General features: G+C 70.8%; 21 protein-coding genes and 2 pseudogenes. 8 read left to right on the top strand and 15 right to left on the bottom strand.

Going from position 1 to position 23,920, the window contains the following annotated elements; translation table 11 throughout:
• Positions 1-52: 52 nt before the first annotated feature.
• Positions 53-1,675: pseudogene (locus ACIRP7_RS01770) on the bottom strand (IS200/IS605 family accessory protein TnpB-related protein).
• A gap of 135 nt (positions 1,676-1,810) precedes the next feature.
• Here ACIRP7_RS01770 and ACIRP7_RS01765 point away from each other — a divergent pair.
• Positions 1,811-2,084 (top strand): annotated as a pseudogene (locus tag ACIRP7_RS01765) (GNAT family N-acetyltransferase); the annotation flags it as partial.
• On the opposite strand, the gene ACIRP7_RS01760 reads toward ACIRP7_RS01765, so the two are convergent.
• Both ACIRP7_RS01760 and ACIRP7_RS01755 read right to left on the bottom strand, forming a co-directional pair.
• Positions 2,071-2,247 carry a DUF397 domain-containing protein gene (locus ACIRP7_RS01760; RefSeq protein ID WP_403652494.1) on the bottom strand — a complete coding sequence of 59 codons (177 nt, stop codon included), beginning with the start codon at positions 2,245-2,247 and terminating at the stop codon, positions 2,071-2,073. The pseudogene ACIRP7_RS01765 and the gene ACIRP7_RS01760 sit on opposite strands and share 14 nt — an antisense overlap.
• On the bottom strand, positions 2,244-3,059 hold the full coding sequence (locus tag ACIRP7_RS01755; protein WP_403652491.1) for a Scr1 family TA system antitoxin-like transcriptional regulator: 816 nt from the start codon (positions 3,057-3,059) through the stop codon (positions 2,244-2,246). The genes ACIRP7_RS01760 and ACIRP7_RS01755 overlap by 4 nt, the downstream gene beginning before the upstream one ends.
• A gap of 118 nt (positions 3,060-3,177) precedes the next feature.
• Here ACIRP7_RS01755 and ACIRP7_RS01750 point away from each other — a divergent pair, with 118 nt between their 5' ends.
• Entirely contained in the window at positions 3,178-3,576 is a 399-nt protein-coding gene (locus tag ACIRP7_RS01750) for an ATP-binding protein (RefSeq protein WP_403652489.1), read from the top strand.
• A 15-nt stretch (positions 3,577-3,591) separates the two neighbouring features.
• Here ACIRP7_RS01750 and ACIRP7_RS01745 read toward each other — a convergent pair whose 3' ends face one another.
• The 4 genes from ACIRP7_RS01745 to ACIRP7_RS01730 all read right to left on the bottom strand — a co-directional run bounded on the left by ACIRP7_RS01745 (position 3,592) and on the right by ACIRP7_RS01730 (position 7,402).
• Entirely contained in the window at positions 3,592-4,827 is a 1,236-nt protein-coding gene (locus ACIRP7_RS01745) for an MFS transporter (protein WP_403652486.1), read from the bottom strand.
• 94 nt (positions 4,828-4,921) lie between these two features.
• The gene (locus tag ACIRP7_RS01740; RefSeq protein WP_403652483.1) at positions 4,922-5,722 is read right to left on the bottom strand and encodes a sugar phosphate isomerase/epimerase family protein; all 801 of its coding nucleotides are present in this window, start codon (positions 5,720-5,722) and stop codon (positions 4,922-4,924) included.
• 74 nt (positions 5,723-5,796) lie between these two features.
• Positions 5,797-6,729 carry a GNAT family N-acetyltransferase gene (locus ACIRP7_RS01735; RefSeq protein ID WP_403652481.1) on the bottom strand — a complete coding sequence of 311 codons (933 nt, stop codon included), beginning with the start codon at positions 6,727-6,729 and terminating at the stop codon, positions 5,797-5,799.
• A 76-nt stretch (positions 6,730-6,805) separates the two neighbouring features.
• Positions 6,806-7,402 carry a dihydrofolate reductase family protein gene (locus ACIRP7_RS01730; protein ID WP_403652478.1) on the bottom strand — a complete coding sequence of 199 codons (597 nt, stop codon included), beginning with the start codon at positions 7,400-7,402 and terminating at the stop codon, positions 6,806-6,808.
• 171 nt (positions 7,403-7,573) lie between these two features.
• Here ACIRP7_RS01730 and ACIRP7_RS01725 point away from each other — a divergent pair, with 171 nt between their 5' ends.
• The gene (locus ACIRP7_RS01725) at positions 7,574-8,161 is read left to right on the top strand and encodes a DinB family protein (RefSeq protein ID WP_403652475.1); all 588 of its coding nucleotides are present in this window, start codon (positions 7,574-7,576) and stop codon (positions 8,159-8,161) included.
• Between the two features lie 47 nt (positions 8,162-8,208).
• Here ACIRP7_RS01725 and ACIRP7_RS01720 read toward each other — a convergent pair whose 3' ends face one another.
• On the bottom strand, positions 8,209-9,255 hold the full coding sequence (locus ACIRP7_RS01720) for a LacI family DNA-binding transcriptional regulator (protein ID WP_403652472.1): 1,047 nt from the start codon (positions 9,253-9,255) through the stop codon (positions 8,209-8,211).
• Positions 9,256-9,540: 285 nt separating this feature from the next.
• Here ACIRP7_RS01720 and ACIRP7_RS01715 point away from each other — a divergent pair, with 285 nt between their 5' ends.
• From ACIRP7_RS01715 to ACIRP7_RS01705, 3 genes are read left to right on the top strand one after another with little or no spacing between them, the layout of a single operon-like run.
• Positions 9,541-10,698, top strand: a complete 1,158-nt coding sequence (locus ACIRP7_RS01715; RefSeq protein WP_403652469.1) for a Gfo/Idh/MocA family protein — start codon at positions 9,541-9,543, stop codon at positions 10,696-10,698.
• Positions 10,695-11,849 (top strand): dihydrodipicolinate synthase family protein, encoded by a 1,155-nt coding sequence (locus tag ACIRP7_RS01710; protein ID WP_403652466.1) that lies wholly within the window; start codon positions 10,695-10,697, stop codon positions 11,847-11,849. Before ACIRP7_RS01715 ends, ACIRP7_RS01710 begins: the two co-directional genes overlap by 4 nt.
• Positions 11,846-12,676, top strand: coding sequence for a sugar phosphate isomerase/epimerase family protein (locus ACIRP7_RS01705; RefSeq protein ID WP_403652463.1), 831 nt, complete (start codon positions 11,846-11,848; stop codon positions 12,674-12,676). Before ACIRP7_RS01710 ends, ACIRP7_RS01705 begins: the two co-directional genes overlap by 4 nt.
• 35 nt (positions 12,677-12,711) lie before the next feature.
• Here the strand turns inward: ACIRP7_RS01705 and ACIRP7_RS01700 are convergent, their stop codons facing one another.
• From ACIRP7_RS01700 to ACIRP7_RS01670, 7 genes are all read right to left on the bottom strand, one after another.
• Positions 12,712-13,854 (bottom strand): RNA-guided endonuclease InsQ/TnpB family protein, encoded by a 1,143-nt coding sequence (locus tag ACIRP7_RS01700; protein ID WP_403652460.1) that lies wholly within the window; start codon positions 13,852-13,854, stop codon positions 12,712-12,714.
• Between the two features lie 349 nt (positions 13,855-14,203).
• Complete coding sequence (locus ACIRP7_RS01695; protein WP_403652458.1) at positions 14,204-14,608, bottom strand: hypothetical protein; 405 nt, start codon at positions 14,606-14,608, stop codon at positions 14,204-14,206.
• Between the two features lie 114 nt (positions 14,609-14,722).
• Complete coding sequence (gene rbsD, locus ACIRP7_RS01690; RefSeq protein WP_352384195.1) at positions 14,723-15,112, bottom strand: D-ribose pyranase; 390 nt, start codon at positions 15,110-15,112, stop codon at positions 14,723-14,725.
• Entirely contained in the window at positions 15,109-16,098 is a 990-nt protein-coding gene (locus ACIRP7_RS01685; RefSeq protein ID WP_403652454.1) for a ribokinase, read from the bottom strand. The genes rbsD and ACIRP7_RS01685 overlap by 4 nt, the downstream gene beginning before the upstream one ends.
• Before the next feature lie 32 nt (positions 16,099-16,130).
• Positions 16,131-18,068 carry a substrate-binding domain-containing protein gene (locus ACIRP7_RS01680; protein ID WP_403652451.1) on the bottom strand — a complete coding sequence of 646 codons (1,938 nt, stop codon included), beginning with the start codon at positions 18,066-18,068 and terminating at the stop codon, positions 16,131-16,133.
• Positions 18,058-19,584 carry a sugar ABC transporter ATP-binding protein gene (locus ACIRP7_RS01675; protein WP_403652448.1) on the bottom strand — a complete coding sequence of 509 codons (1,527 nt, stop codon included), beginning with the start codon at positions 19,582-19,584 and terminating at the stop codon, positions 18,058-18,060. The genes ACIRP7_RS01680 and ACIRP7_RS01675 overlap by 11 nt, the downstream gene beginning before the upstream one ends.
• Entirely contained in the window at positions 19,581-20,609 is a 1,029-nt protein-coding gene (locus ACIRP7_RS01670) for a LacI family DNA-binding transcriptional regulator (protein ID WP_403652446.1), read from the bottom strand. Before ACIRP7_RS01670 ends, ACIRP7_RS01675 begins: the two co-directional genes overlap by 4 nt.
• A 194-nt stretch (positions 20,610-20,803) precedes the next feature.
• Between ACIRP7_RS01670 and ACIRP7_RS01665 the strand changes: the two genes are divergently transcribed.
• Both ACIRP7_RS01665 and ACIRP7_RS01660 read left to right on the top strand, forming a co-directional pair.
• Positions 20,804-21,169 (top strand): hypothetical protein, encoded by a 366-nt coding sequence (locus tag ACIRP7_RS01665; protein WP_403652443.1) that lies wholly within the window; start codon positions 20,804-20,806, stop codon positions 21,167-21,169.
• A gap of 419 nt (positions 21,170-21,588) precedes the next feature.
• A complete protein-coding gene (locus tag ACIRP7_RS01660) occupies positions 21,589-23,838 on the top strand; it encodes an ATP-dependent RecD-like DNA helicase (RefSeq protein WP_403652440.1) in 2,250 nt (749 codons plus the stop codon).
• Positions 23,839-23,920: the final 82 nt, after the last annotated feature.

Below are 23,920 nucleotides of genomic sequence, written 5' to 3'. Positions count from 1 at the left end.
ATGTCACGGTGGACGACGCTGAGGCCTACGTCCGGATGCGGTGCGACCGTTCCTAATGACTGAGCGGGAGTGAGTCCTGTTGCCAGGACTCATGCTCAGCCGAACGCCCCGGACGGTGTTGGGCGTTCTGGTTGCCCGCGTTCGCTCCGCGTCCGGGCGACACGGATCGTGTCCGTGGTCCGGGGATGCGGGGGCGGGTTTCCTCACGCCCAGGAACACCTGGTCCGGCCTGGACGGTCCGATGCCCCTGCTCATCACTCCGGTGAGCAGGGGGCGGTGTCGTCCGTCGCCGGATCGGGTGCCCCTGGGCGCGCCTTCCGATCGCCACGGCAGCAGCATCGTGGCGGGTGGTTGTGCGGGTTGTGGTGGTGAGGGGTTTCTGCCAGTGCTGGGCACCCCACCGGCTGGTGTAGGCCGGGTCGACGGCGATGACCGCGATGCCCGTCTGGTCGGTCATGGAGGTCAGCCGGGTACGCAGCTTGGCGGTTGGCATGCCGGAGATCAGCTGCCTGAAGCGTTTCCTGCGTCCATGCTTCTCCCGGGTCTTCTGTGCACTGAAGTCCAGGTCCTCCACCGCGATCGCCTTCACGCCGCACATACGGGCCCAGTGCAGGAGACGGGTCAGAGCGTGGCGGACCTGCGAGTCACGGTGGTCGGCGGTGCCGGTCAGGTCGTAGAAGAAGCGGCGCGGAGCGCCGGTGGGGTTGCCGTGGGCGTCCAGGCCCCGGGCGGCCAGGTGGTCGGCGTTCATGTCGACGCCGATCACGCCGTGGGCGAGCGCGGCCCGCTTCGGGACGGTCTCTGCGACCGGGATCTGCCAGGCCGCGGTCACGTACCAGCGGTCCCGGCCAGTATCGAAGTGGATGCGATAGGCGATCGCCCGGTTCGCCGCGATGCGATCCGCCCACTCGCCACCCCGGTGCGCGAACGCGACCCTGCACGCCAGGACGTACCGGCCGTGCGGGGCATTGGCCAGATACGCGAGCGGCGTGGGGAGTTTGAGACTCACCTCACCGTCGGGGCTGATACGGATCGTCTCGTTGCCGTACCGCTTGCCGGACTCCCCGTCCGCCTGGCAGAACCAGCGCTCTGCCTCCCACCGCCCACGCCACGCGGACTCGGTCAGCCCGGCCGCCTCCAGGTGCTGCCGGGTGCGGACCAGTTGTTTCCCGCCCCGCACGATCCCCGCCTCGCGGTCCGCCCGTACGGCGGCCAGCCGGTCTTCCAACACGCGGAGGCGTCGTGACTTCGCACGCCATTCCCGCTGAGACCGGTAACCCCCCAGCGCCTTCTTCGTCCCTTTCTGCCCGATCGGCAGCGACAGCCGGTGCGTGAGGGTGCGGATGCCCGCTTCCAGACTCTGCAGGTGCGCCAACTGGCCGCGGCGGGCCAGCGCCCACTGGTCGTGCGTGGCTTTGGTGATGCTGCCCGCCCACCGCGACGACGAGACGGGTGTCAGCTCCCGCTTACGGCCCGCCCACGTTTGAGCGGAATGCGCCAGACCGTCCCGGCAGCGGGCCTTGAGGTCCTTCGAAGCCAGCGACCCCAGATGCCCGCCCACGAGACGCAGAACCGTCTGATCGCCCTGCGTCAGGTCCTTGAGGCGGGTCCGGATCGCCACGCCGGACGGCCCGGACGCCACGAACGGCGCCGCGATGCTCCTCAGCTCACTCACCCCGTCACCGCCGCCCGAACCCGCATGAAGAACGTCAGTTCTGCAAAGGCCAGCCCTCGACCGAGGCGCACGACACAGGCCAGCAGCACTCAATCCTGCTCAACAGATCACCCTTGAACACACCCCAGCGGCAGCAGCTCCGACCCCGGCGACGGCCCCCTCTCGGAGATCGGCTGGATGGTGCTCCCTGAGTTCCAGGGGTGGGGGCTGGGCAAGCGCGCGGTCCGCGCCCTGCTCGAACAGGCGTGGAGCGAGGACCGATGGGGCGACATCCGCGCCTTTCCGGCAACGAGCAACGGCCCCTCGAATGGCATCTGCCGCTCACTGGGCTTCCGCTTGCTCGGCGAAGTCGACATGCCGTTCGCGGACCGGGTCCCGCAGCAACCACTGGACGATCAGACCGCGGTGAGGTGGCCGAGGAAGAAGGCCCAGGTGGTGGGGGAGACGGTGACGTGCTCGGCGTCGGGGCGCTTGGAGTCGCGGATGTGGACGGTGGAGGGCGTGGCGACTTCGACGCATTCACCGCCGCCGGAATCGCTGTAGCTGCTCTTGAACCACGTCAGCTCACTCATAGCTCACCCGCCAACTGCCCGATCAGTTTTACGGATTCCTCCGGACGGAGGGCCTGACTTCTGATCATCGCATAGCGGCGGGTGAGGACACCCACCTCGACGGTCTTGGACAGCAGCAGGCTCTTGCCCAGTGCTTCCGTGTACACGAGGGAGGTCTGCTCCGGGGTCTCGATCACCGTCATCGGGCCGCGCAACCCCGCGTGCACGCCGACTCGAGAAGGCATTACCTGTAGGACGACGTTGGGGCGCTCGGCACATGCGCGCAAGTGCTCGTACTGGCCCCGCATGACCTCTGCGCCGCCGATGCGCCGGCGAAGTGCTTCCTCTTCGAGGATCACGTTGATCACGCAAACCGGCTTTCGATCGAACAGCGCCCTGCGTTCCAGCCGTGCCAGCGCAAGCTGCTCGATCTCCTCCTCGTCCAGCGGCGGGAAGTCGCAGCGGAACAAGGCACGGGCATACGCCTCCGTCTGCAACAGGCCGTGAATCAGCTGCGTGCCGTACGAAGAGACGCTCAGTGCCTCCTGTTCCAACTGCACGAATCCCTGGAAGTATTCGGGATACCTCTCCAGCCTGAGGAACTTGGCGGCGGACGAGACAAGCCCACCCGCCTCCAACGCCTTCTCCGCCGCCTCGATGAACTCGTCCGTCGCCGGCTTCGCGCACGTCTCCACCGCGCTCACCGCCGCCCCCGAGTACGCCATCAGGTCGCCCAGTTCGTTCTGCGAGAGCCCCTTCGCCGTCCGCAGGAGCCGCAGTACCTCGGCGAAGTACTGTGCCGCCGGTGACGAAGTGTTCTTCTTCGGCCCCATCTGCCGCCCCCTCAACACCACTCAACCCGTGTCGACGCGCCCGCATCCGCACTTGCCGCAGCCGAGTGTCGACGCTCAGTCACTGTCGAAGGTAGCCACCAGGACCGAAAGTCGTACCGTGAACACGGAAAGTAACTCCTGGCGCCGCTCCTTCATGCCGGTCGTCGAGAACATTCCCGAGGTCCGGCTCGGCGCCCAACTGGTCCTCGCCTCCTGGTCGGTGCCGCAGGACGCGTGCGAGACGGTCGTACTGGTCCTGTCCGAGCTTGCGGCGAACGCCGTACGGCATGCGCGGATCCCCGGCCGTACCTTCGACACCTCCCTCGCCTATGACGGTGAGAAGACCGTCGAGATCGAGGTCGGCGACGGCTCACCGCACCTCCCGGTGCTCAAGCCCTATGATCCGGACGCCACTTCAGGGCGCGGCCTGCTCCTCGTGGAGGCCCTGGCCGACGCCTGGGAGGTGCGCCACCGGGACTTCGGCAAGGTCGTGTGGGCCCGTGTCCGGGCCAGTTGAGCCGGTGCGCGAGGATCACGCCTCCTCCCTGGCCGGAACCGCCCGCAACTCCAGTGTGCTCGCCCCGACATAGCCCACCGCCGCCACACACATCAGCCCGCCCGCGACCAGCGCCGTCACGCCCGAGCTCCAGCCCGCGACCAGGCCGCCGCGCAGGTTGCCGAGGTGCGGGCCCGCCTGGCCGACGATCGTCTCGGCGGCCGTGACCCGGCCGAGCAGGGCGTCGGGCGTATGGGTCTGGACGATGGTCGTACGGGACAGGACGGCGAGGGCGTCCGCCGCGCCGGCCAGCGCCAGCATGCCGAGGCCCGCCCACGCGCTGGTGGTCAGGCCGAACAGCGCCAGGGTCGCGCCCCAGGTCGCCGACGCGCACAGCATCACCGGGCCGGGACGGGCCAGGCGGGTGACGGGGCCGGAGAAGACCGTCGCGGCGACCCCGCCCACGGCGAGCGCGGACAGGAACAGGCCGAGCGTGCGCGGATCGCCGCCGAAGCGCTCCTCGTTGACCAGCGGGAACAGGCTCACCGGCATGGACAGGACGGTCGCGGCCAGGTCGGTCAGCAGCGCGCCGCGCACCACCCGGTGGCCGGTCAGGAAACGGAGCCCGTCCAGGACGCCGTGCAGACCGGGGCGGGACTTCTCCCCCTCGGGCGGCAGCGCGGGCAGACCGTAGGCGCCGTAGAAGGACATCGTGAAGCTCAGGGTGTCCAGGAGGTAGCAGACGCCGATGCCCCACCAGCCGAGCACGACCCCGGCGACGGCCGGGCCGACCAGCATCATCGCCTGCCCGGTGACCTGCTGGAGCGCGAGACCGGCGGCCACCTGCTCCCGGGGCAGCAGCCGCGGCACGAACACCCCGGCGGCGGGCGCGCCGAGCGCGGCGAAGGAGGTCTGTGCCGCGACCAGCAGCAGGACGACCGTCACCGGCGCGTGCCCGGCGAAGCCCTGCACGGCCAGCAGCAACGAGCAGACCGCCGAGCCGACGGTGCCGGTGAGGTACACCCGGCGCCGGTCGGCCCGGTCGACCCAGGCACCCGCGAAGAGACTCACCGCGACCATCGGCACCGCCTGCGCGATGCCGACGGCCCCGCTCCAGAGCGTGCTGTGCGTCATGTCCCACACCTGGTACATGACGGTGACCATGGTCATGAAGGTGCCGAGCGTGGACACCGTGCGCCCGAAAAGCAGCCGCCGGAAGACGGGCGAGCCGCGCAGCGGCCGTACATCGAGGAACGTACGGCTCAGGCTCATGACACGGGGAGCGGGGGAGGGGCGGGCTGATGCACCCCGGGGACGCTATCCGGCCCCTCCCGCCGAGGCCACCCGTTTAATCGCCGTCAGGCCGTCAGGCGGAGTCGTTCAGGAGCCGGGCCAGATGCTCGCGGCCGGCCTCCAGCAGCTCCTCCAGCGGTGCGGCCGCCTCGTACCACCGCTTCTCGTACTCCCAGCACAGCCAGCCGTCCCAGCCGTTCCGGGAGAGGACCTCGACGCACTCCGCGAGCGGCAGGACACCGGCGCCGAGCGTGACCGGGGTGGTGTCCTCGGCCGACGCGATGTCCTTGACCTGGACGTACCCCAGGTGCGGGGCGAGGGCCGCGTAGGTCTCGGAGGGCTGTTCGCCGCCGAGCCAGGTGTGCATGACGTCCCAGAGCGAGCCGACCTGACGGTGGCCGACCGGGCCGAGGATCCGGATCGCGTCGGCGCCCGTGCGGTGCGAGTCATGGGTTTCGAGGAGGATGCGTACGTCGAGGTCGCCGGCGTACTCCGCGGCCGTACCGAGCCGCCGGGCGGCCGTGGCGTCGGCCTCCTCGCGGGACTGGTCGGAGGCGGCGCCGGGGAAGACGCGGACGTATCCGGCGCCGAGGTCGCGGGCCAGGTCCAGGAGGCGGTGGATCTCCTCCACGACGGGTTCGTCGTCGCCGGGCGCCGCCACGCGCGCGTACCCGGCGACGCCGAGGACCTCCACGCCGGCCGCCTTGAACTCGGCGACCGCGTCGGCCCGTTCGGCGAGTCCGACACCGGGGTGCAGCGGCTCCTCCGGATGCGCGCGCAGTTCTACTCCGTGATAGCCGTACGTGGTCGCGAGCCGCAGCACGTCGGTCAGGGGGAGGCCGGGGACACCGAGGGTGGAGAACGCCAGTTTCATGCGCCTACTCTCACCCGGTGGAGTCGGTGAGGTCCAGCCGGGAGCCTGGACGAGCCGCCCCCCTCACTCTCCCGTCACTCTCCCGTGCCGGTCAGCTCCAGTCGCCAGTCCTGCCCGTTCAGGTCCCTGCCGAAGGAGCGGTGGGGCTTCTCGGCTGCCAGGACGAAACCGTGGCGCTGGTAGAGGCGGCGGGCGGCGGCGAGGACGTCGTTGGTCCACAGGACCAGGTCGCGGTAACCGGCACCGCGCGCGAAGTCCACGACGGCCGACACCAGCCGGTCCCCGATGCCGAGGCCGCGCGCCTCGGGCTCGACGAGCAGCAGCCGGAGCCTGGCGGTGGCGGGCGCCTCGTCCCGTACGCACATCACGGACCCCACCGGCCGCCCGTCCAGCTCGGCGATCCACACCCGCTCCAGACGCGGATCGTGGTCCTGCGCGAAGTCGGCGACGATCCTGGCGACCAGCGCTTCGTAGTCGGCGTCGAAGCCGTACTCGGCGGCGTACAGGGCCGCGTTGCGCGCCACGATCCAGCCGAGGTCGCCGGGGCCCGGCTCGCGCAGCAGGACGTCCTCGCGGCGCGGGGGGCGGCCTTCGGACAGGAGCGTACGGACGGTCCGCATCGCCTCGGTGAGCCGGGGCCGGTCGGCGGAGGGGACGGTCGCCAGGAGCGCGCCCACGGATTCGTCGGCGCGTTCGGCGAGCAGCGCGGCGGTCTCCCGGCCGCGCGGGGTGAGCGTGACGCGGCGCCGGCGCGGATCCCGGGCCGAGGGCGTGCGTTCGATCAGTCCGTCCTGCTCGAACTTGTTCAGGATCCGGCTCAAGTACCCCGCGTCCAGGGATAGTTCGGTGCGCAGATCGGCCGCGTCGGTGCGCGGCGAGTGCGCGAGCTCGTACAGGACGCGGGACTCGGTGAGGGTGTACGGGGCGTACAGCCGGCGGCTGTAGTCGAGGGCGCCGATGACGTTCGTGTAGAAGCGGTTGAAGGCGCGGATGTCCTGGACGGTCATGTCGCTCGACCCCCGGATGCTTGACTCAGTCAGAGATATCGATGGACTGAGCGTAGGACGCCCGCGCCCGCCGCGGCTACCCCTCGGTGGCCGGCCGGTAGACGCACACCTGCACGCCGGTCTTCCCGGTGACCGTGGACACCAGCTCGAACGGCCGCTTCGCCCCGTCCTCCGGGAAGATCGACTTGCCGCCGCCGAGCAGCACCGGCATCACGATGAGCTGGAGCTCGTCGACGAGCCCCTCGCCGATCAGCGTGCGGACGAGGGTGGGGCTGCCCATCATCGCCAGGTCGCCGCCCTCGGTCTCCCGCAGCGCACGGATTCGCCCGACGGCCTCGGAGCCGGGGATCCGCTCGGTGTTGTTCCAGGTCAGCTCGGAGTCGCCGAGGGTGTCGGTGACGACGTACTTCTTCAGTGAGTTCAGCCGGTCGGCGAACGGGTCCCCGGCCTGCTGCGGCCACGCCGCCGCCATCGTCAGATACGTCCGCCGCCCGTACAGCAGCGCCTCGGCCCGCTCCATCCCCTCGGTGAACGCCGGTCCGAGCACCTCCGCGTCGAAGTAGGGGTGCGACCAGCCGCCGTGCGCGAACCCGCCGTCGGTGTCCTCCTCGGGCCCACCGGGCGCCTGCACGACCCCGTCCAGACTGATGAACTCACTGACGACGATGCGCATGGGACTCACTCCATTTCCTGGCCGGTCGGTTACGGCAGTGCAGACCGGGGTGGGGCGCGGAACTCATCGGTGCGGGGAGCGTACGGCGTTTTCGGGTTCAGTCCCACCGGAACCGTCACCTGCCTGTCGATATCCGATGGACAAGGATCGTGCCGACGACAGACTGATCCGATGACCGCGACAGACACCGGCACCGACCTCCGCCTCTACCTCCAGGACGCCCGAGACTGCCTGCTCCTGAAGCTCGACGGACTCTCCGAGTACGACGTCCGCCGACCCCTGACTCCGACCGGGACCAACCTCCTGGGACTGGTCAAACACCTCACCGGTGCCGAGGCGGTGTACTTCGGCGAGACCTTCGGCCGGCCGCTCGCCGGGGCCCAGCCCCTGTGGATCACCGGCGCCGGCGAACCGAACGCCGACCTGTGGGCGACTCCCGAGGAGACCCGCGAGCAGATCATCGACGGCTACCGGCGGGCCTGCGCCCACGCGGACGAGACCCTCGACGCCCTTCCCCTGGACACCGTCGGCCGCGTCCCCTGGCCCCCGCACTCCGAACTCACCCTCGGCCGCATCCTGATCCACATGATCGCCGAGAGCCACCGCCATGTCGGCCACGCCGACGTCGTACGCGAACTCGTCGACGGGTCGGTGGGGCAGCGGGCGGAGGGGGACAACATGGCGCCGGGGGACGGGGACTGGTGGGAGCAGTACCGGAACCGGGTGGAGGAGGCGGCGAGGAAGGCGGGCGGGCGCTGACGCCTCCCTGAAGGCGCCGTACGGCCACGCCCAGGGGCGTCCGGCCCTCAAGCCCGAGGAGCCCCCGAAGACCCCCGCACCATGAGCTCCCCCCGAACCGTCGCGATCCCCCCGGGCGGCGGCTCCTCCCGTCCCATCGCGATCCGCCCCGCCCGCGCCCCCGCCTCCGCCAACGGCAACCGCACCGTCGTCAGCGCGGGTACCGCGTCGATGCTGAACGGCAGGTCGTCGAACCCGGCGACGGACACGTCGTCCGGAATCCGCAGCCCCGAGTCCCGCAGCGCCGCGCACGCGCCCAGCGCGACGGAGTCGTTCGCGGCCACCACAGCCGTCAGCGACGGATCCCGCCGCAGCAGCTCCAGTGTGGCCTCGTACCCGGACCGGCGGTCGTAGCGGCCGTACACCGTCCAGCGGGGATCCTCCTCGATCCCGTGCGCCGCCAGCGCCGCCCGGTGCCCCTCCAGCCGGTGCCGGGTGGTCGTACGCTCCTCGGGGCCCGCGATGTACCCGAGCCGCCGGTGGCCGAGCCCGATCAGGTGCTCCGTGAGCTCCTTGCCCCCGCCCCGGTTGTCGAAGGTCAGCGCGAACGCCCCGGTCTCCGGCGCCGGCGGCCGCCCGCACAGCACGATCCGCGTGCCCGCGTCCGCCAGCTTCCGCAGCTTGGCCGACATCGCCGCCTGGTGCGGCGCGTCCTCCACCGCCCCGCCCGTCAGGACGACCGCCGCCGCCCGCTGCCGCTGGAGCAGGGTGAGATACGTCAGCTCCCGCTCCGGAGAGCCCCCGGTGTTGCAGACGACCCCGAGCCGCTCACCGCCCGCGCGCCCGCCCGGCCCCCCGATCTCCGACTGGATCGCCCCGGCCATGATCCCGAAGAAGGGGTCCGCGATGTCGTTCACGAGGATCCCGACGAGGTCCGACGTGGCGGCGGCGAGCGAGCTCGCCGGCCCGTTCAGCACGTAGTCCAGCTCGTCCACGGCCCGCAGCACCCGCTCACGGGTCGACGCGGCCACGGGATAGTTCCCGTTCAGTACGCGCGATACCGTCGCGGGGGAGACCTGGGCGCGGGCCGCCACGTCCGCCAGGGTCACCGTCATCTCGTCGTCCTCCGGTCGCGCGCCTCGGCGTGCCTGAGCGGGCCTCGGCGCATCTAAGTCGTACTTCGTCGTACACGCGGGCCCCCACGGCCCGGTTCCGAGCTGACCTTAAGGCCATTACGCCCAGTTGTTCGCCCCCTCGAACAACTCACCCCCGCCGCGGTCTTGTCCAGACCGATGGTCAGAGGCTAGCTTCTCCCTAGATAGAAAGCGCTTGCTGTAACGCTCATCAGTGGAGCGTGCGCGGCGCGCACGACCGCGTACGACTCCGATGAAGGGAATGACGTGACACGCAAGACGGTGCGTATCGCCATGAACGGTGTGACGGGGCGCATGGGCTACCGCCAGCACCTGGTCCGCTCGATCCTCGCGATCCGCGAGCAGGGCGGTCTCGACCTCGGCGACGGCAACGTGCTGTGGCCCGTGCCGATCCTCGTGGGCCGCCGTGAGAACGCGCTGAAGGCCCTCGCCGAGCAGCACGGCCTGGACCCGGCGAACGTCTCCACCGACGTGGACGCGGTCCTCGCCGACCCGACCGTGGAGATCTACTTCGACGCCCAGGTGACCTCCGCGCGCGAGGAGGCCATCAAGAAGGCGATCGCCGCCGGCAAGCACATCTACACCGAGAAGCCCACCGCCACCGGCCTCGACGGCGCCCTGGAGCTGGCCCGCCTCGCCGAGGCGAAGGGCATCAAGCACGGCGTCGTCCAGGACAAGCTGTTCCTGCCCGGCCTGCTCAAGCTGAAGCGCCTCATCGACGGCGGCTTCTTCGGCCGGATCCTCTCGATCCGCGGCGAGTTCGGCTACTGGGTCTTCGAGGGCGACTGGCAGACCGCGCAGCGCCCGAGCTGGAACTACCGGGCCGAGGACGGCGGTGGCATCGTTGTCGACATGTTCCCGCACTGGGAGTACGTGCTCCACGAGCTCTTCGGCCGGGTGAAGTCCGTGCAGGCCCTCACCGCCACCCACATCCCGCAGCGCTGGGACGAGAACGACAAGCCCTACGACGCCACGGCCGACGACGCCGCCTACGGCATCTTCGAGCTCGACAGCGGCGCGATCGCCCAGATCAACTCCTCCTGGGCGGTCCGCGTCAACCGCGACGAGCTCGTCGAGTTCCAGGTCGACGGCACCGAGGGCTCCGCCGTCGCCGGCCTGCGCAACTGCCGCGTCCAGCACCGCTCGGCCACCCCCAAGCCGGTCTGGAACCCGGACATCCCCGCCACCGAGGTCTTCCGCGACCAGTGGCAGGAGGTCCCGGACAACGCCGAGTTCGACAACGGCTTCAAGGCCCAGTGGGAGCTCTTCCTCAAGCACGTCTACGCCGACGCCCCCTACCAGTGGGACCTCCTCGCCGGCGCCCGCGGCGTCCAGCTCGCCGAACTGGGCCTGAAGTCCTCGGCCGAGGGCCGCCGTCTCGACGTACCGGAGATCTCGCTGTGACGATCCGACTCCCCGACGTCCAGGGGGGCTTCAGGGCCTACGAGCCCCGCAAGGAGCCCTTCGCCGCCACCCCAGGCACCCCTTTCACCTCCCGTACGGTCTTCTCGGCGGCGCACGTCGTCGCCGATCCGTTCGCCGACTCCACGCCGGACTCCCCGGCCGCCGTCGACTGGGACGCCACCCTCGCCTTCCGCCGCCACCTGTGGTCGCACGGGCTCGGCGTCGCCGAGGCCATGGACACCGCCCAGCGCGGGATGGGCCTGGACTGGGCGGGCGCGGCCGAACTGATCCGCCGCAGCGCCGCCGAGGCCACGTCGGTCGGCGGTCTCATCGCCTGCGGTGTCGGCACCGACCAGCTCACCGGCCCGGCCACCCTGGACGAGGTCCGCGCGGCCTACGAGGAGCAGCTCGCCCTCGTCGAGGAGTCCGGCGCCCAGGCCATCCTGATGGCCTCCCGGGCCCTCGCGGCCGCGGCGAAGGGCCCCGAGGACTACCTGGAGGTCTACGGCCACCTCCTGCGCCAGTCCGCGGAGCCGGTGATCCTGCACTGGCTGGGCCCGATGTTCGACCCGGCCCTGGAGGGCTACTGGGGCTCGTCCGACCTGGACGCGGCCACGGATGTGTTCTTGCAGGTCATCGCGGCGCACCCGGACAAGGTGGACGGCATCAAGGTCTCCCTCCTGGAGGCCCGGCGGGAGATCGACATCCGGCGCCGGCTCCCGCAGGGCGTCCGCTGCTACACGGGTGACGACTTCAACTACCCCGAGCTGATCGCCGGTGACGACCAGGGCTTCTCCCACGCCCTGCTCGGCATCTTCGACCCGCTGGGCCCGCTCGCCGCCGAGGCGGTCCGCGTGCTGGACACCGGTGACGCCAAGGGCTTCCGCGAACTCCTCGACCCCACGGTCGAGTTGTCCCGCCATCTCTTCCAGGCGCCGACCCGCTTCTACAAGACGGGCGTGGTGTTCCTCGCCTGGCTGGCCGGTCACCAGTCGCACTTCACGATGGTCGGCGGCCTCCAGTCGGCCCGCTCCCTCCCGCACTTCGCGCGCGCCTACGAACTCGCCGACGGTCTGGGCCTGTTCCCCGACCCGAAACTGGCCGAGGAGCGCATGAAGAACCTGCTGTCCCTGTACGGGGTGAACCAGTGACCGACCTGTCCCGCTTCTCCATCAACCAGATGACGGTCAAGCAGCTGTCCCTGCCGGAACTGGTCGAAGCCTGCCGCGAGCTGGGCGTGGGCAACGTCGGCCTGTGGCGCGAGCCCGTCCAGTCGTACGGCGTCGAGGAGACGGCCAAGCTGGTCCGCGACGCGGGCCTCACGGTCACCACCCTGTGCCGCGGCGGCTTCTTCACGGCGATCGACCCGGACGAGCGGGCCGCGGCGCTGGACGACAACCGGCGTGCGGTCGACGAGGCGGCGACCCTGGGCACCGACACGCTGGTCCTGGTCTCCGGCGGCCTCCCGGCCGGCTCCAAGGACCTGCACGGCGCTCGCGAACGCATCGCGGACGCCCTGTCCGTCCTGGGCCCGTACGCCGAGGAGCACGGGGTGAGGCTGGCCATCGAGCCGCTGCACCCCATGTACGCCTCGGACCGCTGTGTGGTCTCCACGCTCACCCAGGCCCTCGACCTGGCGGAGCGCTTCCCCGCCCACCAGATCGGCGTCACGGTGGACACGTACCACATCTGGTGGGACGACAACGCGCCCGCGCAGATCGCCCGCGCAGGCGCCGGCGGCCGTATCCACACCTTCCAGCTCGCGGACTGGACGACCCCGCTGCCGGAGGGCGTGCTGAACGGCCGCGGGCAGATCGGCGACGGCGCGATCGACATGCGGGAGTGGCAGCGGTACGTCGAGGCGGCCGGGTACACGGGCGCCATCGAGGTCGAACTGTTCAACGACGCGCTGTGGGCCCGCGACGGCCGCGAGGTCCTCGCCGAGACCGCCGAACGGTTCGTGGCACACACGCTTTGAATCCTCCCCTCCCTGAAGGGACGGGGATTCCTGGCTCAGGCCGCCTCCTGGAGCAACGCTCCAGGAGGTCTTGCGCGATCAGCGCCAGCCGGGTTGAGACCAGCCCGGACGAGCATCACGCGGGCGGAGTTCTTGTCCCGTGGGGACACGGCTCCGCATGCGGTGCAGGTGTAGGTGCGCTCACCCAGCGGCAGGCGATGCTTGGCTCTCGCATCGCAGTGCGCGCAGTCCATCGTGGTGTGCGCGGGGTGGACGAGGCGGATCTCCCGCCGGTGTTTGCGGCCCATGTCGATCAGAGCGGCCTTGGTGGCGCCGATGGCGGCGTCAGCGGCCTTGCGGGCCATGGTGGTCCTGGCGAGGAACTTCGGGCGGAAGTCCTCGACAGCGATGGCGTCGTGGTCGCGGACCACCTTCTTGGCCCACTTGCGGCCGGTGTCCTCCCGCTGCCTGGCGACCTTCTTGTACGCCTTCGCCCGCAGTTTCTTCGCCTCGCGGTAGCCCTTCGATGCCGGTTGCCCCTTCTTGGGTCTGCGGCGGGCCATCATCCGGTCGTACCGGGTCAGTTTCGTCCGGGCCCTCCTGCCGTGTTCGGCGTGGGGGAGGTCGTGCACGTCGGACGTGGTGGTCGCGGTCTCCCTCACGCCCCAGTCGATGCCGAGTACGCGACCGGTCCTGGGCAGGGGCTCGACGTGGGCTGGCACGACGAACGAGGCGTACCAGTGCCCGAGGCTGTCCTGGTACACGCGCACCGAGGACGGCTGGGCCGGCAGTTCCCGCGACCACACCACCGCCACGACGATTCCGCCCGCCAGATGCAGCCGGCCGTCCTTCAACCGGAACCCGCGTTGGGTGTAGTTGAGCGTCAGCAGTGCCTCGCGTTTGGATTTCCACTTCGGCATCCCGGTCCGGCGCGTCATGGGCAGACGCTCGCGGATGTCCTTGTGCGCCTTGGCGCGGGAGCGGGCTTCGGTCAGCATCCGGTCGAGCTGAGCCGGACCGCACGTGGCCGTCTCGCCGGTGACCTTGTTGCGCAGGTGTACGGCCCTGGACTTGGCCACGCATTCGTTCCACACCCAGCGGCACCGGTCCCACTCCGCACCCAGAGCCGTGCGGGCGGTGGCCGACACGCGCAGCCGGTAGGTGTACCGGGCATGCCCGGCCTCCGCAGCCGCCGTCACCTGCACCACCTCGCCCCCTCACGGTCTCTGGTCGGAACACTGTGCCGTGCCGCCCCTCCGAAGGACCGTACGTACGACAGCCGCACAAACGCACCCCGATCCCACAGTCACCACCCCGACCAGCGATCACCGGCACACCCGTTCGCATCGTCTCGGGCGACACCGGCAGCGACATGGGCGCTCCGCGCCCTGACCCGACGCGGCGACACTCCGCGGTCGCGAGCACCGCATGCGGTTCTCTGCCCGGCATGAACGCCGTTGCCTCCTCGCAAGAAGCAGGTGAAGCGGAAGCCGGACGCGTGTGCCTTGGCCCCCTTCGGCTCCTCCGGCTGTCGGTGAGAAGAAGCCCCTACGGATTCCGGGAAACCGTCGTGAACGTCCGGTCGAAGCGCCGGGCCGCCAGGTCCGCGCGCTGGATGGACCAGTGGACGGTGGCGCCTTCCAAGCCGTCGATCCAGGGGTTCCACTCGGCGAGCAGCACCCAGTCCGCGAGGTCGTCCGACACCGGCTCGCCCCCGCCCCAACGCCCGGCCGCGGCCTCCTGCACCGCGCACCACACGGCCTTCCCGACGGGGTCGGTGTCGACGGCCTCCTGGTCGGCGTAGCCGCTGATCCGGAGCCGCCCCGAGGAGGCGATGTCGTCGTGGGTCTCGGCCCACACCGCGGCCAGCTCCTCGGAGTAGCGGCGGGCACTGACAAAAAAATCCGGGAAGCCGTACAACCCTTCCCGCACCTGGCCGGTCGTACTTGGCATCAGGACTCTTGGAGGGGGATCCGGGGGGATCGCGGGGGTTCTGATGGGGGAGGGGAAAGCCGAGAGGCCCGGTCCATGGGCCGGGCCTCTCGAAACATCTGCGCGGGCGGCGGGTCAGAAGAAGACCCCGCAGCGCAGCAGCACATTCGCGTACGGCCGTGCCTCCCCCGTGCGTACGACCAGCCGCGCGTCCGCCGACAGCTCCTTGAGCCTCTCGTGGGGGACCAGGTGCAGCTCGGGGAAGCGGGCGTCCAGCAGCCGCGCGGCCGCGGGGTTGGCGTCCCGCACCTCCGCCGCCGCCGTGCCCCCCTCCACGACCAGCTCGGTGAGCAGCCCGTCGAGGACCTCCGCGAAGGACGGCACCCCGGCCCGGAAGGCCAGGTCGACCACGCGCGGGCCGTCGGGGATCGGCATGCCGGCGTCGCACACCAGCACCCCGTCCCCGTGCCCCAGCTCGGCGAGCGCGCCGGAGAGCTGACGGTTGAGTATTCCGGCCTTCTTCACCCGGACTCACCTCGCCGCGTCGCTCCGGTCGCCTCGTCAGGCTCTCGGCCGGGGGTCCGGGGGTTGCCCCCCGGGCTGGCACAGCACAGGGCATCGACCTCCTCCGCCGTGGGGAAGGAGTCCTGCGCGCCCTTCCGCGTCACCGCGACCGCCCCGACCCGGGACGCGTACGCGGCGGCCTCCGCCAGCCCGGCACCGGCCCCCAGCCGGGACGCCAGCGCCGCCGTGAAGGCGTCCCCCGCGCCCGTCGTGTCCACGGCGTCCACCTTCACCGACGCCACCCGGCTCACCCCCGCCGAGGACGCCACCAGCGACCCCTCGGCGCCCAGCGTCACCACCACCGACCGCGGTCCTTTCGCGAGCAGCAGCCGCGCCCAGTCCTCCGGCGCGTCGCTCACACACGCGTCCCCGAGGATCACCTTCGCCTCGTGCTCGTTGACGATCAGCGGATCACAGGCCACGAGCACCTCGGTGGGCAGCGGCCGCGGCGGCGAGGGGTTCAGCACGAACCGGCTGTCCGGCGACAGGTTCCGCACCACCTCCACGACCGTCTCCAGCGGGATCTCCAGCTGGGTCGAGACCACCCGGGAGGCGTGGAAGAGGCTGACCGCGGCCCGTACGTCCCCCGGCGTCAGACGCCCGTTGGCGCCCGGCGAGACCACGATGCTGTTGTCGCCCGACGGATCGACGGTGATCAGGGCGACCCCCGTCGGCGCCCCGCCCACCAGCACGCCCACCGTGTCGACCCCGGCCGCCCGCAGCGAGTCGAGCAGCAGCCGGCCGTGCCCGTCGTCGCCGACGCGGGCCAGCAACGCCGTACGCGCGTCCAACCGGGCCGCCGCGACCGCCTGGTTGGCGCCCTTGCCCCCCGGGTGCACGGCCAGGTCCGAGCCGAGCACCGTCTCGCCTGCGCCGGGCCGCCGCTCGACGCCGACCACCAGGTCGGCGTTGGCGGATCCCACGACCAGCAGGTCGTAGTCGTACATGAAGATGACTCCCTGTGGGGTGAGTGGGGCGCTCAGCCCGTGAAACCGGCCACGTTCTGCTTCGTGACCACCTTCACCGGCACCTTGACCGTCTCCTCGACCTTCTTGCCCTCGATGGCCTTCAGCGCGTTGTCCACCGCGATTCTGCCGAGTTGGGAGGGCTGCTGTGCGACGGACGCGTACAGCGTGCCGTCTTTCACCGCCTTCAGGCCGTCCGGCGTGCCGTCGAAGCCGACCACCGAGACCGACGTGCCGGCCTTGGAGCCCAGCGCCTTGATCGCGCCGAGCGCCATCTCGTCGTTGGCGGCGATGACGCCCTGGACGTCCGGGTGGGCCTGGAGCAGGTTCGACATCACGTCGAGGCCCTTGGTGCGGTCGAAGTCGGCGGGCTGCTGCGCGACGACCTGGATGCCCGGGTACGCCTTGAGGCCGTTGGCGAAGCCCTCAGCGCGTTCCCGGGCCGCCGACGTGCCGGCCTGCCCCTGGAGGATCACGATCTTGCCCTTGCCGCCGAGCTTGTCGCCGATGGTCCTGGCGGCGAGCTCACCGCCGGCGACGTTGTCGGAGGCCACGAGGGCGTCCGTCTTCGCGTTGTTGACGCCGCGGTCGACCGCGATGACCGGGATCTTCGCCTTGTCGGCGGCCTTCACCGAGTTGCTCGCCGCGTCCGAGTCCACCGGGTTGACGATGATCGCGCCGAGGCTCGAACTGGTGAAGTTCTGCAGCTGGTTGGCCTGCTGGGAGGCGTCGTTCTGGGCGTCGGTGACGGTCAGGTCCACGCCCAGCTTCTTCGCCTCGGCCTGGGCACCCGAGCGGATCTGCACGAAGAAGGGGTTGTTCAGGGTGGACAGCGACAGACCGACCTTCGGGTTCGCCGTCGAGGACGAGCCGTTGTGGAGGAAGGAGGTCGCGCCGACGATCGCCACGGTGACCACGGCCGCGAGACCGTACGTGGCCGCCTGGCGCCCCTTGCCGCCCTGTGAGGCACCGGTCACCGGGGTCGCCCCGGCCTTGCGGCGCAGGGTGTCCAGGAGCACCGCCAGCGCGATGACAACACCGATGACGACCTGCTGCCAGAACGCGGACACGTTCAGGAGGTTGAGGCCGTTGCGCAGGACCGCGAGGATCAGCGCGCCGATCAGGGTCCCGGACGCCTTGCCGGTGCCGCCCGCGAGCGAGGCACCCCCGATGACGACCGCGGCGATCGCGTCCAGCTCGTAGCCGTCGGCGGCCTGCGGCTGCGCCGAGGACAGCCGGGCGGCGAGCACGACACCGGCGACGGCCGCGAACACACCGGACAGCGCGTAGATGGCGAGCTTCTGCTTCTTCACCCGCAGCCCGGACAGGCGGGCCGCCTCCTCGTTGCCGCCGATCGCGTACATCGAGCGGCCGATGTACGTCCGTCCCAGCACGAAGGCCGCGAGGAGCCCCATGACGACCATGACGAGGACGGGCACCGGCAGCCAGCCGCCGAGTGTGTCGCCGAGGTGCGAGACCGAGTCGGGGAAGGCGATCGGGGAGCCCGCGGAGATCACCAGCGACAGACCGCGCGCCACCGAGAGCATCGCCAGCGTGGCGATGAACGGCGGGAGTTTGCCGTACGCGATCAGGAAACCGTTGACGAGACCGGCCGCGATGCCGGTCACGACGGCGAGGACGACGGCCAGGAGGACCGGCGCCCCGTGCGAGGTCGCGCTCCAGGCGAGGACGGTGGCCGAGAGGGCCGCCACCGAGCCGACCGACAGGTCGATGCCCGCCGAGACGATCACGAAGGTCACACCGAAGGCGAGGATGGCCGTCACGGCCGCCTGGACGCCGACGTTGAGCAGGTTGTCGGTGGTCAGGAAGTCGCCGGACAGCGCCGACATGGCGATGACCAGGACGATCAGCGCGGTCAGCGCGCCGTTGTCGAGCAGGAGACGGCGCAGGCCACCCGCGCTCGCCCCGCTCTTGAGCGTGTCAGTGGCCACGGGGGGCCTCCTTGTCGGTCTTTACGGTGTTCGTGCTGACGGCGAGTGCCATCACGGAGTCCTGCGTGGCCTCGTCGGCGGCGAGTTCGCCGGCGATCCGGCCCTGGGCCATCACCAGCACCCGGTCGCTCATGCCGAGCACCTCGGGCAGATCGCTGGAGATCATGAGGACGGCGGCACCGGCCGCGGTGAGTTCGTTGACGAGCTGGTAGATCTCGACCTTGGCGCCGACGTCGATCCCGCGCGTGGGCTCGTCGAGGATCAGCACCTTGGTGTCGGCGAGCAGCCACTTGCCGATGACGACCTTCTGCTGGTTGCCGCCGGAGAGGGTCCGCACGTGCTGGTGCAGGCCCGCCATCCGTACCCCGAGCTGCTCGGCGATCCGGGCGGCGGCCTCCCGCTGGCCCTTGAGGTCGACGAGCCCCGCCCGCGCGCGGGCCCGCATGGTCACCAGGCCCAGGTTCTCCTCGACCGACTGGTCGAGCACCAGGCCCTGGCCCTTGCGGTCCTCGGGGATCAGACCGATCCCGGCCGCCATGGCGGCGCCCACGTCATGCCCCTTCAGGGCGGTCCCGGCGACGTGCACGGCCCCCTTGTCGTACGGGTCCGCGCCGAACACGGCCCGCACGACCTCGGTACGGCCCGCTCCGACCAGCCCGGCGATGCCGACCACCTCGCCGGCGTGCACCTCGAAGCCGATGTCGTGGAAGACGCCGTCGCGCGTGAGGCCCTCGACCTTCAGAAGGGGGGCTCCCGTCTCGCCGCGCTCGCGCGGGTACTGCTGCTCGATGGACCGCCCCACCATCAGGCGTACGAGCTCGTCCTCGGGCGTGGTGGCGGGCACCTGCCCGACGGACTTCCCGTCCCGGATGACCGTGACCCGGTCGCCGAGGGCGGCGATCTCCTCCAGATGGTGGGTGATGAAGACGATGCCGACCCCGTCCTCGCGCAGCCTGCGCACGATCGCGAAGAGCTTGTCGACCTCCCCGGAGGTGAGCACGGCGGTCGGCTCGTCCATGATCAGCACGCGCGCGTCCAGGCTGAGCGCCTTGGCGATCTCGACCATCTGGAGCCGGGCGATGCCGAGTTCACGCACACGCGCGCGGGGCGAGACGTTGACCCCGACGCGCCGCAGGAGCACCTCGGCGTCGGCCTCCATCCGCTTCCGGTCGATCATCCCGAAGCGGCGCGGCTGCCGGCCCAGGAAGATGTTCTCGGCGACCGTCAGATCGGGGACGAGGTTGAACTCCTGGTAGATGGTGGCGATGCCCAGCCGCTCGGCGTCCTGCGCCCCGCGGATGTGCACCTCCTCGCCGTCCACCAGAACACGGCCCTCGTCGGGGTGGTAGGCGCCCGACAGCATCTTGATCAGCGTGCTCTTGCCGGCGCCGTTCTCGCCGAGCAGTACGTGCACCTCGCCCCGGCGCAGGTCGAAGTCGACGCCGTCGAGCGCGACCACGCCGGGGAAGGACTTCCGTATGCCCTCGATGCGCAGCAACTCGTCCTCGTTGCTCACGGCTCGCTCCTGTTCGTTACGGGGTTCTCGTGCGGGTCCTCGCCGCAGGAACGGCGGACGACGAGACGGGCGGGGAGGGTGACCGACGCGGGCGGCCGCCCCTCGATGCGGTCGACGAGCGCGCGCACGGCGGCCCGCCCCAGCTCGCCCGTGGGCTGGGCGATCGCGGTGATCGGCGGATCGGTGTGCACGAACCACGGGATGTCGTCGAACGCGGCCAGGGCGAGGTCCTGCGGCACCCGCACCCCACGCGCGCGTACGGCGTCCAGCGCGCCCAGAGCCATCAGGTTGTCGGCCGCGAAGACGACCTCGGGCGGCTCGGGCAGATCGAGGAAGCCCTCGGTGACCCGCCGCCCGCTCTCGGCCTGGAAGTCGCCCTGCCCGATGTAGGCGTCGGGCAGCTCCAGGCCGTACTCCTGGAGGGCCTCGCGGAAGGCCGCCACACGCTCCTGGCCGGTCGTGGTGGCGGCGGGCCCGGCGATGATGGCGAGCCTGCGGTGCCCCAGCGAGTACAGATGGGCGACGAGATCGCGTACGGCGGCCCGCCCGTCGGCCCGCACGACCGGCACGGCCACACCCGGGATCCAGCGGTCCACGAAGACCATTGGCGTCCCCGCGCGCACGGCGTCCAGCATCAGCGGGGAGCCGCCGTCGGTGGGGGAGACGAGGAGTCCGTCGATCCGCCGGTCCAGCAGGTTCCGTACGTGGTGGTCCTGCAGATCCGGGCGTTCGTCGGCGTTCCCGATGATCACGCTGTAGCCCAGCGCGCGGGCCTCCTCCTCGACGGAGCGGGCCAGCTCGCCGAAGTAGGGGTTCAGCACGTCGCTGATGACCAGGCCGAGGGTGTGGGTCTGGTCGGTGCGCAGGGAGCGGGCGACGGCGTTCGGGCGGTAGCCCAGGGCCGCGACGGCGGCCAGCACACGCGTGCGTGCGTCCGCGCTGACCGACGGATGGTCGTTCAGGACCCGCGACACCGTGGCGACGGAGACCCCCGCCTCGGCAGCGACATCCTTGATGCTCGCCATCGCCGCTCCACCTCCTCGTGGAACTCGTGGAATCGATTACACGATCCCTTGCAGGAAGGATTGGAATCGATTCCACGACGGTTGGCAAGACCCTGAGACCGGATCGTGATGTCGCGGGCCGGGCGAGGACGGATCAGGCTGAGAGGACCAGGAGTGCTTTCCTCCAGGCCGTGGCCGCCCGAAGCGGAGGAGTCATGACGGCGGCCACTCACGACGAGGTACCCGTGGTCCTCGCGGGCGACGGGTTGGAGGTGCGCACCAAGCCCATCGGCGGCGGCATGTCCGTCGGCTACTTCCGGCTGCCGGAGGGCACGGACATGGGCTCCGCCCTCAAGGGCCTCGACGGCGACGCGTGCCAGTGCCCGCACTGGGGCTACCTGCTCAAGGGCCGACTGAAGATGCTCACGCCCACGGGCGAGGAGGAGTACGAAGCGGGACAGGCGTACCACTGGGGACCCGGCCATGTCCCCGTCGCCCTGGAGGACCGCGAGTACGTGGACTTCTCCCCGACGGAGGACCTCCGGACGGTGATCGACCACGTGACGTCACGGGCGGGGTAGACGGGTCGGGCTGTGGGGGTCTGGTGGTGTGTGGGGTTCGGTGAGGTGTGTCTCCGCCCAGTCCTCGGCGCGCCTGTGACGGCTGCCGCCCTGGTATGGACCGGGTTCACCTGGGCGTGGCGGTGCCCGGCACGCCCTCGCCCGGAGGGAACCCGACCGCGTGTCGTGGTCACTGGCCGCCGCTCCGCCCCGCCCGCCGGGCGGGGCGGTTGACGGTATGGTCTCCTCCGCCGCGCGGCCCGCTCTCCCTGCCCTGGCAGTCCGACGCGAGGGCATTGCGATGCCCCGCTCCACCGGGGGCGAGACGAGGCGCGCCTGTCTCCGCGGCCGACCTGATCCTCGCCGGGCCCGTGTGGAGCAGCCCGCCCGATCCGGGTGACGGCCCGGGCGCTGTCGGTGCCGGGCGGTACCGTCGGATCATGACCGATCAGGCGGGGGCCTCCACGGGTGAACGACGACTGGCCGTGCTCGAAGGCGTACTGGAGCGGATCACGTACGCCAACGAGGACAACGGCTACACGGTCGCCCGCGTCGACACCGGCAGAGGCGCTGGCGACCTCCTCACCGTCGTCGGCGCGCTGCTCGGCGCCCAGGTGGGGGAGTCCCTGCGGATGGAGGGGCGCTGGGGCTCCCACCCGCAGTACGGCAAGCAGTTCACCGTCGAGAACTACACGACCGTCCTGCCCGCCACCGTCCAGGGCATCCGCCGCTATCTCGGCTCGGGGCTCGTCAAGGGCATCGGGCCCGTCTTCGCCGACCGCATCACCCAGCACTTCGGCATCGACACCCTGAAGATCATCGAGGAGGAGCCGAAGCGGCTCGTCGAGGTCCCCGGTCTCGGCCCCAAGCGCACCAAGAAGATCGCCGACGCCTGGGAGGAGCAGAAGGCGATCAAGGAGGTCATGCTCTTCCTCCAGACCGTCGAGGTGTCCACCTCCATCGCCGTGCGCATCTACAAGAAGTACGGCGACGCCTCGATCTCCGTCGTGAAGAACCAGCCCTACCGGCTAGCCTCCGACGTCTGGGGCATCGGCTTTCTCACCGCCGACAAGATCGCCCAGTCCGTCGGCATCCCGCACGACAGCCCGGAGCGCGTCAAGGCGGGCCTGCAGTACGCCCTTTCGCAGTCCAGCGACCAGGGGCACTGCTACCTCCCCGAGGAACAGCTGATCGCCGACGCGGTCAAGCTCCTCCAGGTCGACACCGGCCTGGTCATCGAGTGCCTCGCCGAACTCGCCGAGCCGGACGAGGAGTCGGGCGACCCCGGCGTCGTACGCGAGAAGCTCCCCGGCTCCGACGGCCATGAGGTCACCGCCGTCTACCTCGTCCCCTTCCACCGCGCCGAACTCTCCCTGTCCGCCCAGCTGATGCGGCTCCTGCGCACCGACCAGGACCGGATGCCCGGTTTCCGGGACGTGGCCTGGGACAAGGCGCTCGGCTGGCTGAAGGGCCGTACCGGCACCGAGCTCGCCCCCGAGCAGGAGGCCGCCGTGAAGCTCGCGCTCACCAAGAAGGTCGCCGTGCTCACCGGAGGCCCCGGCTGCGGCAAGTCCTTCACCGTGCGCTCGATCGTGGAGCTGGCCCGCGCCAAGAAGGCCAAGGTCGTCCTCGCGGCCCCGACCGGCCGGGCCGCCAAGCGCCTCGCCGAACTCACCGGCGCCGACGCCTCCACCGTCCACCGCCTGCTGGAGCTGAAGCCCGGCGGCGACGCGGCCTACGACAAGGACCGCCCGCTCGACGCCGACCTGGTGGTGGTCGACGAGGCCTCCATGCTGGACCTGCTCCTCGCCAACAAGCTGGTCAAGGCCGTCCCGCCGGGCGCGCACCTGCTGTTCGTCGGGGACGTGGACCAGTTGCCCAGCGTCGGTGCCGGCGAGGTCCTGCGGGACCTCCTCGCCGACGGCGGCCCGGTCCCGGCGGTGCGCCTGACGCGCGTGTTCCGGCAGGCCCAGCAGTCCGGTGTGGTGATGAACGCGCACCGGATCAACGCCGGGCAGCACCCCGTCACCGACGGCATGAAGGACTTCTTCCTTTTCGTCGAGGACGACACCGAGGAGGTCGGCCGGCTCACCGTGGACGTGGCGGCCCGTCGGATTCCGGCCAAGTTCGGCCTCGACCCACGCCGGGACGTCCAGGTGCTCGCCCCCATGCACCGGGGCCCCGCGGGCGCCGGCACCCTCAACGGTCTGCTCCAGCAGGCCATCACCCCGGGCCGCCCCGACCTCGCCGAGAAGAGGTTCGGCGGCCGGGTCTTCCGGGTCGGCGACAAGGTCACCCAGATTCGCAACAATTACGAGAAGGGCACCAACGGCGTCTTCAACGGCACCGTGGGCGTGGTCACCTCGCTCGACCCGGTCGACCAGCGCCTCACCGTGCTGACGGACGAGGACGAGGAGGTGCCCTACGAGTTCGACGAACTGGACGAACTGGCCCACGCGTACGCGGTGACCATCCACCGTTCCCAGGGCAGCGAGTATCCGGCCGTGGTGATCCCGGTCACCACCAGCGCCTGGATGATGCTCCAGCGGAATTTGCTGTACACGGCGGTCACCCGGGCGAAGAAGCTGGTCGTCCTCGTCGGTTCGCGCAAGGCGATCGGTCAGGCGGTGCGCACGGTCTCGGCGGGACGGCGTTGTACGGCGCTGGACTTCCGGCTCTCGGGCCGGTGAGGGCCGTCAATCGTGAGACAACACAAAAAATGATCGATCAAATGAGTCACGTGGGTCACAGAGCTCTTCCGGAAGCGGTTGC

Origin of the sequence: Streptomyces sp. NPDC102270, assembly GCF_044766405.1 — a bacterium.
In the GTDB taxonomy this organism is placed as follows: domain Bacteria; phylum Actinomycetota; class Actinomycetes; order Streptomycetales; family Streptomycetaceae; genus Streptomyces.
The sequence above is the reverse complement of the archived record's forward strand: the minus strand, read 5'-3'. Positions and strand labels throughout refer to the sequence as shown.

Coding starts and splice junctions, on each gene's coding strand:
- ACIRP7_RS01760 (WP_403652494.1), bottom strand. CDS start 2,247: ATGAGTGAGCTGACGTGGTTCAAGAGCAGCTACAGCGATTCCGGCGGC.
- ACIRP7_RS01755 (WP_403652491.1), bottom strand. CDS start 3,059: ATGGGGCCGAAGAAGAACACTTCGTCACCGGCGGCACAGTACTTCGCC.
- ACIRP7_RS01745 (WP_403652486.1), bottom strand. CDS start 4,827: ATGAGCCTGAGCCGTACGTTCCTCGATGTACGGCCGCTGCGCGGCTCG.
- ACIRP7_RS01740 (WP_403652483.1), bottom strand. CDS start 5,722: ATGAAACTGGCGTTCTCCACCCTCGGTGTCCCCGGCCTCCCCCTGACC.
- ACIRP7_RS01735 (WP_403652481.1), bottom strand. CDS start 6,729: ATGACCGTCCAGGACATCCGCGCCTTCAACCGCTTCTACACGAACGTC.
- ACIRP7_RS01730 (WP_403652478.1), bottom strand. CDS start 7,402: ATGCGCATCGTCGTCAGTGAGTTCATCAGTCTGGACGGGGTCGTGCAG.
- ACIRP7_RS01725 (WP_403652475.1), top strand. CDS start 7,574: ATGACCGCGACAGACACCGGCACCGACCTCCGCCTCTACCTCCAGGAC.
- ACIRP7_RS01720 (WP_403652472.1), bottom strand. CDS start 9,255: ATGACGGTGACCCTGGCGGACGTGGCGGCCCGCGCCCAGGTCTCCCCC.
- ACIRP7_RS01695 (WP_403652458.1), bottom strand. CDS start 14,608: ATGCCAAGTACGACCGGCCAGGTGCGGGAAGGGTTGTACGGCTTCCCG.
- ACIRP7_RS01685 (WP_403652454.1), bottom strand. CDS start 16,098: ATGTACGACTACGACCTGCTGGTCGTGGGATCCGCCAACGCCGACCTG.
- ACIRP7_RS01670 (WP_403652446.1), bottom strand. CDS start 20,609: ATGGCGAGCATCAAGGATGTCGCTGCCGAGGCGGGGGTCTCCGTCGCC.
- ACIRP7_RS01665 (WP_403652443.1), top strand. CDS start 20,804: ATGACGGCGGCCACTCACGACGAGGTACCCGTGGTCCTCGCGGGCGAC.
- ACIRP7_RS01660 (WP_403652440.1), top strand. CDS start 21,589: ATGACCGATCAGGCGGGGGCCTCCACGGGTGAACGACGACTGGCCGTG.